Origin of the sequence: Litoreibacter ascidiaceicola, from assembly GCF_900129235.1 — a bacterium.
In the GTDB taxonomy this organism is placed as follows: Bacteria; Pseudomonadota; Alphaproteobacteria; order Rhodobacterales; family Rhodobacteraceae; genus Litoreibacter; species Litoreibacter ascidiaceicola.
Genome location: NZ_FQUV01000003.1, coordinates 51398 through 67700, shown reverse-complemented (window position 1 = coordinate 67700; position 16303 = coordinate 51398). Strand labels below are relative to the sequence as shown.

13 protein-coding genes and 1 pseudogene are annotated in these 16303 nt (G+C 55.9%); 6 read left to right on the top strand and 8 right to left on the bottom strand.

Features of this window, described 5'->3' with window-relative positions:
• The first annotated feature begins 57 nt into the window (after positions 1–57).
• The 3 genes and pseudogenes from BUB72_RS06355 to BUB72_RS06345 all read left to right on the top strand — a co-directional run bounded on the left by BUB72_RS06355 (position 58) and on the right by BUB72_RS06345 (position 2812).
• Positions 58–366 carry an ArsR/SmtB family transcription factor gene (locus tag BUB72_RS06355; protein ID WP_083588615.1) on the top strand — a complete coding sequence of 103 codons (309 nt, stop codon included), beginning with the start codon at positions 58–60 and terminating at the stop codon, positions 364–366.
• A gap of 44 nt (positions 367–410) precedes the next feature.
• Positions 411–1471, top strand: a pseudogene (locus BUB72_RS06350) (YeeE/YedE family protein).
• Between the two features lie 180 nt (positions 1472–1651).
• Positions 1652–2812 carry a WD40/YVTN/BNR-like repeat-containing protein gene (locus BUB72_RS06345; RefSeq protein WP_073141884.1) on the top strand — a complete coding sequence of 387 codons (1161 nt, stop codon included), beginning with the start codon at positions 1652–1654 and terminating at the stop codon, positions 2810–2812.
• 13 nt (positions 2813–2825) lie between these two features.
• Here the strand turns inward: BUB72_RS06345 and BUB72_RS06340 are convergent, their stop codons facing one another.
• From BUB72_RS06340 to BUB72_RS06330, 3 genes are read right to left on the bottom strand one after another with little or no spacing between them, the layout of a single operon-like run.
• Positions 2826–6179: an error-prone DNA polymerase gene (locus tag BUB72_RS06340; protein ID WP_245814756.1), complete on the bottom strand. Its 3354-nt coding sequence runs from the start codon at positions 6177–6179 to the stop codon at positions 2826–2828.
• Positions 6176–7654 carry a Y-family DNA polymerase gene (locus tag BUB72_RS06335; RefSeq protein ID WP_073141882.1) on the bottom strand — a complete coding sequence of 493 codons (1479 nt, stop codon included), beginning with the start codon at positions 7652–7654 and terminating at the stop codon, positions 6176–6178. The genes BUB72_RS06340 and BUB72_RS06335 overlap by 4 nt, the downstream gene beginning before the upstream one ends.
• Entirely contained in the window at positions 7596–8150 is a 555-nt protein-coding gene (locus tag BUB72_RS06330) for an ImuA family protein (RefSeq protein ID WP_073141879.1), read from the bottom strand. Before BUB72_RS06330 ends, BUB72_RS06335 begins: the two co-directional genes overlap by 59 nt.
• A gap of 778 nt (positions 8151–8928) precedes the next feature.
• Between BUB72_RS06330 and BUB72_RS06325 the strand changes: the two genes are divergently transcribed.
• From BUB72_RS06325 to BUB72_RS06315, 3 genes are all read left to right on the top strand, one after another.
• Positions 8929–9672, top strand: a complete 744-nt coding sequence (locus BUB72_RS06325) for an SDR family NAD(P)-dependent oxidoreductase (RefSeq protein ID WP_073141877.1) — start codon at positions 8929–8931, stop codon at positions 9670–9672.
• A gap of 134 nt (positions 9673–9806) precedes the next feature.
• Positions 9807–10118 (top strand): cupin domain-containing protein, encoded by a 312-nt coding sequence (locus BUB72_RS06320; protein WP_073141875.1) that lies wholly within the window; start codon positions 9807–9809, stop codon positions 10116–10118.
• 24 nt (positions 10119–10142) lie between these two features.
• Positions 10143–11096: a sugar kinase gene (locus tag BUB72_RS06315; protein ID WP_073141873.1), complete on the top strand. Its 954-nt coding sequence runs from the start codon at positions 10143–10145 to the stop codon at positions 11094–11096.
• A 7-nt stretch (positions 11097–11103) separates the two neighbouring features.
• On the opposite strand, the gene BUB72_RS06310 is transcribed toward BUB72_RS06315, so the two are convergent.
• Genes BUB72_RS06310 through BUB72_RS06290 form a run of 5 tightly spaced genes read right to left on the bottom strand, consistent with a single transcriptional unit; the run spans position 11104 to position 16278 of the window.
• Entirely contained in the window at positions 11104–11844 is a 741-nt protein-coding gene (locus BUB72_RS06310) for an ABC transporter ATP-binding protein (protein ID WP_073141871.1), read from the bottom strand.
• Positions 11841–12698, bottom strand: a complete 858-nt coding sequence (locus tag BUB72_RS06305) for an ABC transporter ATP-binding protein (RefSeq protein WP_073141868.1) — start codon at positions 12696–12698, stop codon at positions 11841–11843. Before BUB72_RS06305 ends, BUB72_RS06310 begins: the two co-directional genes overlap by 4 nt.
• Positions 12698–13609 carry an ABC transporter permease gene (locus BUB72_RS06300; protein ID WP_073141866.1) on the bottom strand — a complete coding sequence of 304 codons (912 nt, stop codon included), beginning with the start codon at positions 13607–13609 and terminating at the stop codon, positions 12698–12700. The genes BUB72_RS06305 and BUB72_RS06300 overlap by 1 nt, the downstream gene beginning before the upstream one ends.
• The gene (locus tag BUB72_RS06295) at positions 13609–14682 is read right to left on the bottom strand and encodes an ABC transporter permease (RefSeq protein ID WP_073141864.1); all 1074 of its coding nucleotides are present in this window, start codon (positions 14680–14682) and stop codon (positions 13609–13611) included. Before BUB72_RS06295 ends, BUB72_RS06300 begins: the two co-directional genes overlap by 1 nt.
• Entirely contained in the window at positions 14683–16278 is a 1596-nt protein-coding gene (locus tag BUB72_RS06290; protein WP_073141862.1) for an ABC transporter substrate-binding protein, read from the bottom strand. It abuts the gene before it with no gap.
• Between the last annotated feature and the right edge of the window lie 25 nt (positions 16279–16303).

Sequence of the window (16303 nt, the reverse complement as noted above, 5' to 3'; positions counted from 1 at the left end):
ATCTCCAAAATGCTGAATAGCGATAGTTCCATGAGCCTGCCTGTCATAACCAAGAATATGTCCGACGAAGACATTGAGAGAATGATGGATAGCGCCTGCACGGCCTCAAATTTCCTCAAAGCGATTAGTCACGAAGGTCGGCTGATGATTTTGTGTCATCTCGCCACTGGTGAAAAATCGGTGACCGAGCTGGAAGAATTACTATCCGCCCGTCAAGCAGCTGTATCTCAGCAGCTCTCACGCCTGCGCAGCGAAGGTTTGGTATCCCCGCGGCGCGATGGCAAGGCGATCTATTACAGTTTGACAGATCGCCGTGCCGTTCAGATACTCGACGTGGTCTACGACCTTTTCTGTCAGAAAAAGTAAGACCCGTGTTCGAGGCTCTTAGGTGAGAGCATTGGGGAGGACAATTGCTAGACAACATCTCAGATGCGTGGCTGTTAACCTTTTTTGGGTTCGCTGGGGGTATGGTGTTGGGCCTCGCCGCACGATTGGGACGCTTCTGCACATTGGGCGCAATTGAAGACTTTCTCTATCAAGGCAGTTCGATCAGACTTCGCATGTGGATTCTCGCTGTTGCAGTAGCAGGCTTAGGGAGCTTCTCTTTGGTGGCCTTGGGACATCTCGATCTTGCCCAGACAGTCTATCAAATTTCACCTTGGTCTCCTGCAGCCAGCGTTGTCGGTGGGCTTCTTTTTGGTTACGGAATGTCGCTTGCCGGCAACTGTGGCTTTGGCGCGCTCGCTCGTTTTGGTGGCGGCGACCTGCGATCCTTTGTGATTGTTCTGGTGATGGGAATTTCTGCTTACGCGATGCTATCAGGCCCGTTTGCAGCAGCCCGTGTTGCGTTCATTGACAGCACAACGATTCCAGTCGAAAGCCACGGATACGCTGGGCTGATATCGTCCTTAAGCGGCCTGTCCACGGCGTTTGTTGGCCTGATACTGACTTCGGGAATTGGACTGGTTGCACTGAGTTCTCGCAGCTTTCTCAAAGATACCAAATCCATCGCATGGGCCTGTCTTGCCGGACTCGCTATCGCAAGCGGCTGGGCTGGAACACAATGGGTCGCCTCAACAGGTTTCAGCACAGCACCCGTAATCAGCCATACCTTCACCGCACCGCACCGCTCGGCGAAACTCTAATCTTCCTAATGACGTCAAGCGGGGGCGGTCTCTCTTTTTCCGTCGGATCGGTGTTTGGCGTTTTGACAGGGGCATTCTGCGGAAGCTTGATCAAGGGGCATTTCAGGTGGGAAGCCTGCGATGATCCGCGCGAACTCAAGCGTCAGTTTCTCGGAGCAATGTGCATGGGGTTCGGCGCTGTCTTGGCAGTCGGGTGCACCATCGGTCAGGGAATCTCGGCGTTTTCGGTTTTGGCCTTTAGCGCACCGATCACGTTTACCGCAATCTTCGCTGGGGCAGCCCTTGGGTTGCGACAGCTCATTACCGGTTTCGCTTGGTCTTCCTAATCTATCCTTGGGTACAGTCATGCACCGCGCGGTCACGTTTCAGGTATGTGCAAAACATCGTCGATTGAAACTATATCTTTCGGACCAAATCACCGCCAAGTTTGTTTCGTCGAATTCTCCAGACCGCTATATAGATCGCCACGTTTATGGTATTTTGGGTGATGCAAGGGGGCAAAAACCATGAAACTTGATGGCGTCACCATCCTTATCGGCACGACAAAGGGGGCCTTCCTGGCGTTAGGTGGCGCCGATAGATCTGGCTGGAAGGTCAAAGGACCCTTTTGCGACGGCTGGCCGATTAACCACCTAGCCAGCCACCCCGAACGTGGGATTCTCTGGGCGGGTGGCGGCGGTGAGTGGTCGGGCGCGGGCATCTGGTGCTCGACTGACGAAGGCGAAAGTTGGGACGTCACCAGATTGACCAAAGGCACGATGGACGAATGGGCTGCAAACGACCCCGAGTTCGCGGAAATGATCGGCTGGACGGACACGCCGCTGCCCTTCGCTGAACAGTTCTCTCAGATTTGGTCTTTGGGCTATGCACACGGAAAACTTTATGCGGGGACGAAACCCGCCAACCTTCTCGTGAGCGAGGATGATGGAAAAACTTGGGCCGCAATTCAGGGGCTAACAGACCACGAGTCCGCGGAAAGCTGGAATCCTGGTGCCGCAGGGTTGGTGCTCCATACGATCGTGTCTGACCCGCAGAACCCACAGAAGCTTTGGGTCGGAATTTCAGCCGCTGGCGTTTTCGCAACCGAAGATGGCGGTAAGACTTGGGAAAGGCGCAACCGCCTGTCCAATGTGGAGGCGTGTGTTCATGTTGATCACCCTGCCGCGCCGCGTGATGGCGAAACAGGCCACTGCGTTCATAATATGATGCGAGCACCGGGGAAAGGTGATCTGCTGTACCAGCAAAATCACCATGGCGTTTGGCGGTCTGGTGACGGTGGGCGCAGCTGGGATGATATCACCACAGGGCTACCCTCGACCTTCGGGTTTCCAATCCGCATACACCCTCGCGATCCGAACATGATTTGGACCCTGCCTCTCAACGGCGACAGTGCGGGGCGCTTCCCGCCGGATGCTGCGGCTGCCGTTTGGCGGTCAAAAGACGGTGGGGACAGCTGGCAAGCCATGCGAAACGGGCTTCCTCAAGAAAGCTGCTTTTTCACAGTTCTGCGTCAAGCCATGGCAGGCGATACACAAGACCCTGCAGGCCTGTATTTCGGCACGAATAGCGGGTCCGTATTTGCCAGCCTCGACGAAGGCGAAAGCTGGCAAGAGGTCGTTCGGCACTTACCGACAATCTTGGCGGTTGAAATCTTCGAGAACATTTAGGACGGCAAGCCGATCAGTGAAAATCTCTGCTCGGGAACAGCCTTTTGGCCTGATCCCGAGGGTGCATAGCGCGAGGTTGTTGCTTCGGGCGACGTGGGGCATCGTCAGCCTGCGGTTGCGTGACGCCGACGGCGGCCTCCAACGGGTGACCCAGATCGGTGAGGCGGTAAGACATGTCTTCAATCTCTTGCGCAATCAAATGCACGACAATGCCTTCGCGCTGCAAATACCCTGTCACACGCAAAAGCCGCCCTCCCATTACAATGCGGCGAAACCGATCATAAACTTTACGCCAGACAACAACATTGGAAACACCGCTTTCATCCTCCAACGTCAGGAAGATTACACCCGAAGCGGTGCCGGGGCGTTGACGGGTAATGACAAGACCGCAAACACTGGTGCGCTGTAGCGGTGCCGTGATCAACTGATCATGCGGCGTCAAACCGGACATCGAAGGGCGTAAAAGCTCCATCGGATGGGCCTTCAAGGTCAGCCGCATGGCGACGTAGTCCTCCACCACTTCTTCGCCCAGATGCATCGCCGGAAGTTCCACCTTCGGCTCGTTGACGCTCTCTCCGTCAATCGGATCATTGAACAGCGGAAGCGGGGTCTGACTGCGGATCGCCTTCACCAGCCAAAGCGCATCGCGCCGCGTCAGACCCATGTCAGAGAACGCATCCGCCTCGGCCAACCGCTCCAGCACCGAAGGCACCACACCGGCACGCAGCCAAACGGCCTCTGGGTCGCGGTAACCATTGCCCCGCGCAGACACGATCCAGCCCGCGTCTTCTTCCTTGAAACCTTTGATCTGGCGGAACCCCAACCGCAACGCCAGCGCCCCGTCTGCCCTGCGTTCCAGACTGTTGTCCCAACCGCTGGCATTCACACAAATCGGACGCACTTCCACTTGATGCTCCCGAACGTCACGCACGATCTGCGCAGGGGCATAAAACCCCATAGGTTGCGAATTGAGCAAGGCGCAGGCGAAAACCGCCGGATGGTGGCATTTGAGCCAAGCCGACACATAGGCCAGCATGGCGAAGGCGGCGGCATGGCTTTCGGGGAAGCCATAATCGGCAAAACCCTCGACTTGACCAAAACACCGCTCGGCCACCTCGGGGCTATAGCCGTTCTTCAGCATTCCGTTGATGAACTTTTCCTTAAACTTGCTGATTGTCCCCATACGCCGGAACGATGCGATAGAGCGGCGCAACTGGTCAGCCTCCTCCGCCGTGAACCCTGCACCGACCACTGCGATTTGCATCGCTTGCTCCTGAAACAACGGCACGCCAAGCGTCCGCTTCGTCACCTCCTCCAAGGCCGGCCCAAACGGCTCCGCTTTCTCAAGACCTTGTCGCCGCCGAATATAAGGCTGCACCATGCCCCCCTGAATCGGGCCGGGGCGGACAATGGCGACCTCAATCACCAAATCATAGAAAGTTTTCGGCTTCATTCGAGGCAGGAAATTCATCTGCGCGCGGCTCTCCACCTGAAACACACCTATAGCATCGGCATTTTGCAGCATCTGGTAAGTTGAGATGTCTTCTTGTGGCACCGTGGCTATATCAAGCCTCTGGTGCTCATGTTCATCCATCAGCTCAAAGGCCTTGCGGATACAGCTGAGCATCCCCAGCCCCAATATATCAACCTTGAGAATACCCAGTGTGTCGATGTCGTCCTTGTCCCACTCGATCACCGTGCGGTCTTCCATGGCCGCGTTCTCGATAGGGCACAGCTCGTCCAGCCGTCCCTTTGTGATAACGAAGCCGCCCACATGCTGGGACAAGTGGCGGGGAAAGCCGATAATCTCCCCGATCAACCGGATGGTTTGCGCAAGACGACGATCGGTAGGATCAAGGCCAAGTTCCTTGATCCGTTCTGGGTCCGCCCCGCCGTTTGACATGCCCCATATCTGACTCGAAAGGCCCGCAGTCACATCTTGAGACAGCCCCATGACTTTTCCCACCTCGCGGATAGCTGCGCGAGACCGGAAATGAATCACCGTAGCGCATAGCCCCGCACGGTGGCGGCCGTATTTTCCATAAATCCACTGGATCACTTCTTCGCGCCGCTCATGTTCGAAATCCACGTCGATATCCGGTGGCTCACCACGGTACTTGGAAACGAACCGCTCAAACACCATAGATATCTGGTCAGGGGACACGTCAGTGATCCCCAGTAAATAGCACAGGATGGAATTCGCTGCCGAGCCACGCCCCTGACACAGGATGCCAACAGAACGTGCGTAATGGACGATGTCGTAGACCGTCAGAAAATAGGCAGGGAACCCCAGCTCCGCCACCAGCTTCAACTCCTTCTCCATCAGCTTGTGGACCCGTTCCGTCGCGCCTTCGGGATATCGGTGCCTCAGTCCTTCATGTGCCAGCCGTTCCAGCCTCGTCAGCGGCGTTTCCTCTATCGAAATTTCATCCGGATAATCGTAGCTTAATTCACTCAAGCAAAAGCCACATCGCGTAGCGATTTCCAGCGTTCGGCGTAAGGCAGCGGGATGGTTGGGGAACAGACGGGCCATATCGTTATGCCCCTTTAAGCGGCGTTCAGAATTAGGCAAGGCGCGGGTGCCGATCTGGTCGATGGTGAGATGCTCCCGCATACAAGTCAGCACATCAGCCAGTTGTTTCCGGCTGCCGCGATGCATCAACACATCCCCCACCGCCACCATGGGTGCAGAGGTTTTCAACGACAAACTGGCGCAAGCATTGAAATAGAACTGATCGGAACCATCATAACGCGGCACGGCCCCTAGAAAAACATGTCCAGGAAAGCGCCGTTGCATCCGTTGGATATGATGCACCGCCGCGCCTAATTCTTGCTGCGGCAACGCGATCAGGGTCATCCCCAAACAGCTGTCGAGCATATTTTCCAGATCAAGGTGGCATTCCCCCTTCCCTGCCCGCCGCTTGCCCAAGGTCAAAAGCCGCGTCAGGCGCTGATAGGCCGCTTTGTCACGAGGCAAAGCCACCCACTCCACGGAGCTGTCACGAAGCACCAGACGGCAGCCAACGATCAGCTTTGGCAAGCGCAGCATTTCAGGGCGCGGAATATCGTCCGGATGTCCGACTTGCTGCCGCGAGGAGGAATCTATCCGGTGTTGGGACCGAATTTTGACGGCCTCACCCGCCTCCTGCTTCAACTGCTTTAGCACCGAATAAGCCCGCACCACCCCTGCCAGTGAATTCCGGTCCGTTATCGCGACAGCCGCAAGGCCAAGCTCCGCGGCGCGGGTCATGATCTCCTCCGGGTGCGAGGCTCCCGTGAGGAACGTGAAGTTGGTAGTGACGCACAACTCGGCATAGCTGCTTTGCACAGCGCCTGGCTGACGTATTTCGCGAACGGAATCAGTCACGCAAATTCCCCATGCGCAAACCAGCCGGGATTTTGCGGTGTATAATAAAGCCAGAGCCGCCGCCCCTGCCGTGTTTCTACATGCCAATAATCACGCACGCCTGAGCGCCAGTTATCATCCTCCAACCACCACTCCGGCGTGATCCGTTCAGGTCCTGTTGCCCGCGCTGTGGACAATGCCATTCTGCGCCATCGAAACTGCTTTGGCGGCTGAGCCCCTACGCCCGCAATGGGTTCTGGCGGGAAAAGGCTTAACGGGCGTGGGCGCAACGCGACCCATGGACCTTCGGGTTCAGAATAGGCCGCCGGAGCAATCAGAAAGCTCCGTTCGGGGATATGGCTGTCAGCGGGCAGAACACGTTGGATATTTTCCAACCCGATCCGCGTCCCGAGACGGGAAATCAGGTCTTCCAACTGATCCTTCCGAGAGGAGGTGACCGAACTGATCTGTTGTGCTGGCAAGGGTAGAACTTGCGTCGCCTCCAACCGCATCTGGTCTATACCAAAGCCCGCATCCACATCTGCGACACCCCGCTCGAAAAGTGGCAAGATACGCTGCGGGTCGCGCAAAGGGCGGGCAAGGCGCAGTTCCACGACCTGCGCTTCCTGATCGACCCGTCGCAAAGTCAGACACAAAATTCGAGCGCCCGCTTCCCGCGCCTTGAGCTTGGCGCACAGGCTGTCCAATAGACGAGACGTGCCCGCCATCACATCGTCCTTCAGCCCGATAGGATCGGGCAGCGTAATTCGCACGCCATAATGGGGAGGGTCCGCCAGCGGTGTGATCTGCTCGGGTTGGCGACCAAGGGCCTGGTCCAGCCGCATCATCAACCCCGGCCCGAACCGCCGCGTCAACGGCGCCCGAGGTGACTCAACCAGATCGGAAATTGTACGCAAGCCCAGACGCTGCAAAGCGGTTACGGTTTTGTCTTCCAGCCGCAGCGCCATTACAGGCAACGGCCCCAATGCGTCCAAGGTGCGACCTGTTTCAGCCAGCCCTTCGCCGTAATGCGCCAGCCCCCACGCCGCCCCACGTGTGTCCGCAAATCCGACCTGTACTGACAACCCGGCTCGGCTTAGTCGCTGGCGCATATCGGTCACCATCATCGCCTCGCCACCAAAAAGATGCGCAGCACCGGTAATATCAAGCACTAGACCGTCCGCGCCTTCCAACCCGACCCACGGACAATAGCGGGTCGCCCATCGGCGTAGCACATTCAAAAATCGCTCATCTCCAATTGGGTCAGCCGGGCGGCTTTGCAGATCGGGGCAAAAGGCCCGCGCATCGGAATAGGCCATCCCGCGATGTAAGCCCTGTCGTTCGGCCTCTGCATTTAAGCAATAAATGCGATTGGCGTTGCTTTGTTTGAACGTGAGGACAAACGGCCCGCCAATCGGGCGCATCCGAAGATCCCGGTCACTCGAGAGCCGGGGAAACCACATTGAGACGACGCGACGCTGTATTCCATCGAACATGCCAGACACCTAATGTTCCCGATTTGTTCTTTGTAATTTCCCAACGCTGCAGAGTCGAGTCGTCGCGATCTAAAACTGGCGTGCAATGCCAGCGCGTTTCAGCGGCATTACTCCCCATCCCTTCTGAGATACGACAAAGTCCGATAGTTTTCCCCGCTTTCGCCGCAAGTTGTAATCGCCGCCCTTCGGTTAAGCTCAAAGGCTCTCCCAGTTCCATGACGACAAGTGACAAATGTCCATCCCGCAAAGCATCTTCCATCACGGCCAGCCCTTCAGCCTGATCTTTGACTTGTGCAATCAGAAACTTCGAAGGGTCAACATACGCACTTAATCCTGACGGGTTCAAAATCTCCGGTCGCCACCTCTCACGAATCCAGAAAACATCGCCTCCCGCTAGAGCTGCCGCAACAGCGGCAAAGCTCAGCGAACCCGGTCCATAGACCTCATGAACGCGTGCCTTTCGCAACGGAAAATATGGGACCAAATCAGATGTCATTCCAACAAAACTATACCGAACCTGTCGTGTTTCAAAGGGCGCTCGGTAAGATCACTGATCTCTGCCTAAGCCCGCGCTTCCCCTCTCTCTTAAACAAACGCAAATGGAAGGCAGGCAGTTTGAGCCGTTGGGAAAGAGCAAAAGCAACAGGATCGGAAGAAAGCTTGGTAAGGCCAAAGGGTGCAGCCCTTTGCGTTTGTAAATGGTGCATCTGGAACGGCGATAGAAGTCACAATTCCCTCATTGGTTCATATTTAAAACTCTTCTGACTCGAGCACCGACCCTTCCTTTGATCACCGGATTCACAATATTAATGCTAGCACACCAATAGGGTTACTAGTATGCTAGATTGAGAATTCAGGATGTGTTCAAGAATCGAATTCAAGCCAAAGCTTAGAAATAAGTCAAAGCTTTCGAAATGCTGCACATCACTGGGAGGGTATATGTCAGAGGTTCAACTTTACGGAAATGTTCAGACATATGGTGCCGTTAAGATCGTTCATGGGGCCGATCTTGAAGTGGACGAAGAAGAATTCGTCGTTCTTGAAGGTCCTCTGAAATATGGGAAATCGACCACGCTGCGCATAAACGCTGGTCTTGAAAAAATCTCACACGGCACCCCTCCGAGATTGAGCGCCTACAGATGGGGACACGGCTCAAGGCGATCCTTCCCAAGGCCATCCGGCACCTGATCGCACCACAGCTTCAAGGTTGTCGACCCACAGACATTCAATAGCGGCAAACAGCCGACCAAGTAACTCTACGGAAGGGACTCCACATGAAACTCGCAGGCAAAACGGCTATCATCACAGGTGGCGGGCGCGATATCGGGCGGGCTTGTGCCATCCGACTGGCCGAAGAAGGTGCCAACGTCGCCATCAACTACTTCTCGAGCAGTGAAGGTGCGGATAGTGCGGTCGCTGAAATCACAGCGGCTGGCGGCACGGCCTTCGCGCTTCAAGGCGACCTGAACACACAAGAAGGGGTAGATGCGCTCGTCGGAAAAGCAGTGACAGATTTCGGCGGCGTCGACGTGCTGGTCAATAACACCGGTGGCCTGATTGCCCGCAAGACGATTTCCGAAATGTCGCTGGAGCATTGGAACAAGGTCATGGACCTGAACCTGACCAGCACGTTCTTGATGATAAAGGCGTGCCTGCCGCATCTGAAGTCCCGTGCGATCGTGAACCTCGCAAGTCAGGCCGGCCGCGACGGGGGAGGCCCCGGATCGGTGGCGTATGCTGCGTCCAAGGGGGCGGTGATGACAATGACCCGCGGCTTGGCCAAAGAGCTGGGCCCCGATATCCGCGTCAACGCGCTTTGCCCCGGCATGATCGACACGGACTTCCACAACATCTTCACCAAACCAGAAGTGCGCAAAATCGTGGAGAACGCAGCACCGGTGAAGCGCCAAGGCTTGCCGGTGGACATTGCCAATCTTGTGTTGTTCCTCGCCTGCGAAGATAGCGCCTTCATTACTGGTGCCAATGTCGACATCAATGGCGGCATGTTGTTCAGCTAACTTTGACAGCCTAAAGTGAACCAAACGCTATCCGGCCAATTGCAAGGACAAGGCAGCGGGCCATTCAGATTTAGTGAAAATGATGATCTTATCTTCGCTGCAAGTGAGATAGTGAAATTGAGGGCATTACCGAGATGAGTGCATTTCCAATCGTCGAAACCGAAGCAAACGTCACACGGCAAGTCATGGCGGATCATCCCGAACTGATGGTGGTCACCTTCGCCTTCGGCAAAGAAGGTGCGGCAGGATCGCTGCACAACCACCCACATGTGCAATCCACCTATGTCGCAGAGGGCCGGTTTCGTTTCATTATCGACGATGAAACCTTTGAAGTCGGACACGGGGACAGTTTTGTTATTCCGTCTGGCGCTATGCACGGATGCGTTTGCCTAGTGCCTGGAAAGATTGTGGACTGCTTCACGCCTCGCCGGGACGATTTTCTTTAACCTCTCAAAACAAGGTCATATGCAATGACGCCGCCTAGCCCATCGCACCAAATTCTCAACAAATTGGATCGATTTCTATCAATCGGGGAGTGCATGGTGGAAATGGCTCCAGCCGAACTGGCTGGCGATTTTCACATGGGCTTCGCTGGGGATACTTTCAACACGGCGTGGTATCTGCGCGCCCTTCGCCCCGACGTCGCGACCCGCTATTTCAGTCGTGTCGGGACCGATGCTGTGTCGCAGTCCATGTTGGACATGATGTCCGGAGCTGGTGTCGACACATCCTTCATCAAACAAGACCCGAAGCGATCCGTCGGGCTCTACCTCATCTCGCTAAAAAACGGAGAACGGAGTTTTTCCTATTGGCGCGACCAGTCAGCAGCCCGGACGCTCGCGGACGACACGGCACAGCTGACCAATGCGATGCAGGACGCCAATCTGATTTACTTCTCCGGCATCACTCTCGCGATCCTCGACACCCATGGTCGCAAGGCCTTGTTGAACGCATTGGAAACGGCCCGCGCCAAGGGAAAGACTATTGCGTTCGACTCAAACCTGCGACCCCGTCTTTGGAACAGCACCAGCGAGATGACGGCGACCGTCATGCAAGCCGCCGCGGTAAGCGATATCATCCTGCCATCCTACGACGACGAGGCCGATTTTTTCGGAGACGCGAACATCGACGCGACTGGCACCCGCTACTTGAACGCAGGTGCGAAAACGATCGTGATCAAGAATGGTTCTGGCGCGATCCACTATATCCACGACGGTTTGAGCCATCATATCGAGCCGCCGTCGATCAGCAATATCATTGACACGACTTCAGCGGGCGACAGCTTCAATGCAGGATTCTTCGCTGCGTTGGATCAGACCACGACCATGGAAGACAAAATTCTATTTGCGTCAAAAATCGCCGGTCAAGTCATTGGCCGCAAAGGTGCTTTGGTTCCACTCGATCCCACCAAATTCGCAATCTAGTGCGAAGCTATAGCGACGCCTCTAAAAGCTGTTTTGAATAGGTATGCGTTGCATTCATTGCCCGCAGCGCGGCGACGTCCAGAATCTCGACGATTTCGCCGTCTTTCATGACCGCTAGACGATCACACATATGTCCAACCACGGACAAATCATGAGACACCATTAAATAGGTCAGCCCGCGATCGTTCCGCAGATCAGCAAGCAGGTTTAATATCTCTGCCTGCACAGACACGTCCAACGCTGACGTCGGTTCATCCAGCAAAAGCAGTTCCGGCTCCGGCGCTAGTGCACGGGCAATCGCGACCCGTTGGCGCTGCCCACCGGACAATTGGTGAGGATATCGGAACCGGAATTTTTGCCCCAGCCCTACGTCGTCCAGCAATTTCACGACGCGCGTATCAATGTCCTTGAACCCATGAAGATGCAGTGTTTCACCAAGCACCTGATCGACAGAGTGGCGCGGATGCAGTGATGCATAGGGGTCTTGGAACACCATTTGAACGGTTTTGAAAAATTCCTTTGGCCGCTTCTTCCCGATTGGCTTACCATCCAGTGTCATTGCACCGGACCAATTCGGAGCCAGCCCTGTGATTGCGCGCAGAATGGTCGACTTCCCTGAACCGCTTTCGCCGACCAACCCAAAGCTTTCGCCCTGCCCCACATCGAACGTAGCGCCTTTCACGGCGTCCACCCGGTCCCGGTTCTTGCCAAACCAGACGTTCAGCCCGTTCACATCAAGCATACTCATTCGCTGCCACTCACGCTCGGTGCCTCCGACCATTCAGGATCGCGTTCCAGCACTTCAAGACGGTCGCGCGGCGCGTCCAGTCGAGGAAGTGAATTCAGCAACCCGCGGGTATAGGGGTGTTTCGCTTCGTGCAGCTTGTCGGCATCACACACCTCCACGATCCGCCCAGAATACATGATCAAAACCCTGTCGCAAAAATCGGCAACCAAGTTCAGGTCATGGCTGATGAAAATCAGCCCCATGCCCCGTTCCTTGACCAGCTTATCCATAATATCGAGCACCTGCCGCTGTACGGATACGTCCAGTGCCGAGGTCGGCTCGTCCGCGATCAGAATCTCGGGATTCGGGATCAGCATCATCGCAATCATGATGCGTTGCCCCATGCCACCCGACATCTCGTGCGGATAGGCACGCATCACGCGCTCGGCGTCGCGGATCGACACCGCTTCAAGCATTTCAAGCGACTTGTTATAGGCGTCGGCCTTCGACGCCGAGTTATGAAGTCGATATGCCTCGATAATCTGGTCCCCGATGGTCATCACTGGATTGAGCGAAAACTTGGGGTCTTGCATAACCATGCTGATGCGTTGACCGCGCACAGCGCGCATGTCCTTTTCCGACAGCTTCATCAGGTCCTGTCCCTCAAGACTGATTTGATCTGCTTCGACAATGCCCGGTGGACGGATCAGCCTAAGGATCGCACGACCCGTCATCGACTTGCCTGACCCGCTTTCGCCGACAATCCCCAACCGCTCGCGGCCAAGGGTGAACGACACACCACGGACCGCATCGAACACACCATTCCGTGTCGGGAATCGCACCCACAGGTTTTGAACATCCAATAGAGTGCTCATCATTCACCTGCCTTCGGATCAAGGACGTCTCGCAAACCGTCACCCAACAGATTAAACGCCAGCGACACCGTGAAAATTGCGAGGCCGGGCATGGTTGCAACCCACCAGTAGTCCAAGATAAATCGTCGTCCTTCGGAAATCATCGCACCCCATTCCGGGCTAGGCGGTTGCGCACCTAAACCAAGGAAGCCAAGACCCGCCGCCGCAAGGATGATCCCCGCCATGTCGAGCGTCACCCGAACAATGAGTGACGAGATACAGAGCGGCCAGATATGCTTGGTGATGATCCTGAGCGGTCCTGCACCTTGTAGTTTGATCGCGCTGATGAAGTCTGAGGAGCGGATCGTCAGCGTCTCTGCCCGCGCGATGCGGGCGTAAGGGGGCCATGCGGTCAACGAAATCGCCAACACAGCGTTCTCGATCCCTGCCCCAAGCGCTGCCACGAAAGCCAACGCAAGAACGAGCCGGGGGAATGCCAGAAAGATGTCGGTGATACGCATCAGGACCGTGTCAGTCCAACCGCCGACATAGCCCGACACGGTCCCCACCAACAGACCCGCAATCGGTGCGATCAACGCAACCAATGCGACAATATAAAGGGTGATCCGCGCGCCGTAGATGAGCCTCGACAGGATATCGCGCCCAAGGCTGTCAGTGCCGAAGATATGGCCATCTGTGCCCAGTGGAGCGAGCCTGTTACCGAGATCCTGCACAAAAGGATCATGCGGGGAAAGCAATGGTGCCGCGGCTGCAATAAAAACAAGCAGCACCAGAATGCCCAGCCCGATCATCGCCATGGTGTTGGACCGGAACGACAACCACCCCTGATACAGGGCAGATATCTTTGCGTGGCGACGCGAGGTCGGAGTCTCGGCCAGCAGCCATTCGCGCATTGTTTGTGTCTCGGCCATTATTTAGCCCTCGGATCAAAGACCTTGTAGAGCAGGTCTGAGAAGATGTTGAGCAAAATGAAAATCAACCCGACGACCACGGTGCCGCCCAAGACAGCATTCATGTCAGCACTGAGCAGAGCCGTCGTGATGTAGCTACCGATGCCAGGCCAACTGAAGATGATCTCGGTCAACACCGACCCCTCAAGCAGGTTGGCGTAGCTGAGGGCGATCACAGTAATCAGCTGCACGCGGATATTCTTGAAGGCATGTTTCCACACAACGTCCCATTCCGACATGCCTTTGACGCGGGCCGTGGTGATGTATTCGGCGCTGAGCTGCTCCAGCATGAATGACCGCGTCATCCGGCTGACATAGGCCAACGAGTAGTAGCCCAGCAACGACGCAGGCAGGATGATGTGGCTGAAGGCGTCTTTGAACACATCCCAATTGCCGTCCAGCAAGCTGTCCACCAAAATCAGGCCAGTCACGCTCGGCACAACATCAACGTAGAAGATACCAACGCGACCCGGCCCACCGACCCAGCCAAGGATGCCGTAGAACACCAGCAAGCCCATCAGGCCCAACCAGAAAATCGGCATGGAGTATCCGACCAGCGCCACGACACGCGCGATCTGGTCGATCCATGATCCTTTGCGCACGGCGGCCAGAACGCCCAGCGGCACGCCTAATACGACACCGAAGATGATGCCGATCGTGGCCAGCTCAAGCGTGGCGGGAAAGACGCGCGCAATGTCCTCGGACACAGGTCGAGCGTTCAAAAGGGAGGTGCCGAAATCCAGGTGCAGCACGTCCCAAAGATAGTAGAAAAATTGAACCATCAGCGGTTTGTCGAGCCCCAGCTGAAGGTAAACGGTGTCATATGTCTCCTGCGAAGCGCGTTCCCCAACGATGGCAAGCACAGGATCAATCGGCATAACGCGGCCGATGACAAAAGTGATGAACAGCAAGCCCAAGAGCGTGACCGCAATTGATCCAAGCGTCAGCAGGGTTGTCCGAAGAAACGGCCAAACCTGATCTGTCAGAGGCGCCCGTGTGGGGCGCCTCTGGTTGTTGTCCTCAGTGAGGGCCATTTACTTCGTGACCTGCCAGTAAGCTGCAGATGTCACAGCCTGACCGGTGGACCAGTTCATGACGTTGTCACGCAGAGCAGATTGCTCAATTTGCTGGAACATCATCACGAAGGGCGAGATCTCGCGGAACTCTTTTTGGATATCCAAATACATCTGAACACGCTTCTCGCGGTCACCTTCGGTTACTGCGGCTTCAACCTTCTCGGTCAAACCACCAGCATCCCAACCCGTGCGCCAAGCCAACAAGCCAGTCGCATTGGCTTCGTCAGAGTTGTCTGGGTTATAGGCGAACGTACCAGCGTTGGTCTGTGGATCAGGATAGTCCGGACCCCAAGCACCCAGATAAACGTCCAGCTCACGGGCACGGTAGCGAGCAAGGATTTGCTTCGCAGTACCCACCGTGATGTTCACCTTGATCCCGGCTTGGGCAGCCGCGTTCTGGAAAGACTGGCCAATCTCGATACGCTCTTGCGCCTCGCGAACGCCGATCTCGACTTCTAGGTTTTCAACACCGGCAGCAGCCAAAAGCTCTTTAGCCTTTTCAATGTTGTAGGAGAATGGGTTCTCTTCGGATGCACCAAGGTAAGTCGCAGGCAGGAAGTTCTGGTGGATGGTGTACTGACCCTTCAGGAAGCTGTCGCGCATGCCTTCATAGTCGATCAGATACTTGAAAGCCTGACGCACTTCCGGCTTGGACAGAACTGGATGCTTCTGGTTCAGAGCCAGATACATCAAACGGCCTTTCAGCTCGTCCTCGATCTTGACTCCATCCGTGCTGGAAGCGCCTGCAACGTCTTCCGGATTCAGGTTTCGCGCGATGTCGATATCGCCGCGCTCCAACAAGAGCCGCTGCGAAGCGCTTTCCGTCACGTGGCGAACGATGACGCGCTCCATGGCAGGCGCACCGCCGTAATATTCGGGGTTAGACGACAGCGTAACGCTTTCGTTTGGCTTCCATCCGTCCAGTTTGTAAGGGCCGGAACCTGCGGAGTTGGTTTTGAGCCAGGTGTTGCCCATATCGCCATCGGCCTCGTTGGCCATGACAACTTCTTTGTCCACGATCCCGCCGATGGTTGCAGTCAAGCAGTTCAGCACGAAGGACGTCGCGTATTTCTTGTCCGTCGTGATCATCAACTTGTTGCCATCGGCTTTGATGGTCTCGGCGACATTTTCAGGCGTAAAGCCGAATTGCGTCAGGATAAACGCAGGCGTCTTGTTCAAGATCACCGCCCGTTGCAGCGAGAACGCAGCATCTTCGGCGCGTACAGGGTTGCCCGAATGGAACTTCACACCTTCACGCATGGTGAACGTGATTGTCTTGCCGTCTTCGGAGACTTCCCAGCTTTCAGCGAGGTCAGGCTGGTAACCCGCGGCCAGATCCATCGGGTCAAGATTGACCAGACGATTGTAGACATTGCGGCTGATGTCAGAACCGGCAAATTCAAAGCTTTCTGCCGGATCCACTGTGGTCACGTCGTCAATCCGGTTGGCGATAACCAACATGTTCGCTGGTGTTTCGGCAATTGCCGAGAACGATGTCACACCTACGGCTAGGCCGATTGCGGCACTCGTCAGTAGTTTGTTTATAGCATTCATTTCTAGAACCTCTCCTGTTCCGTTT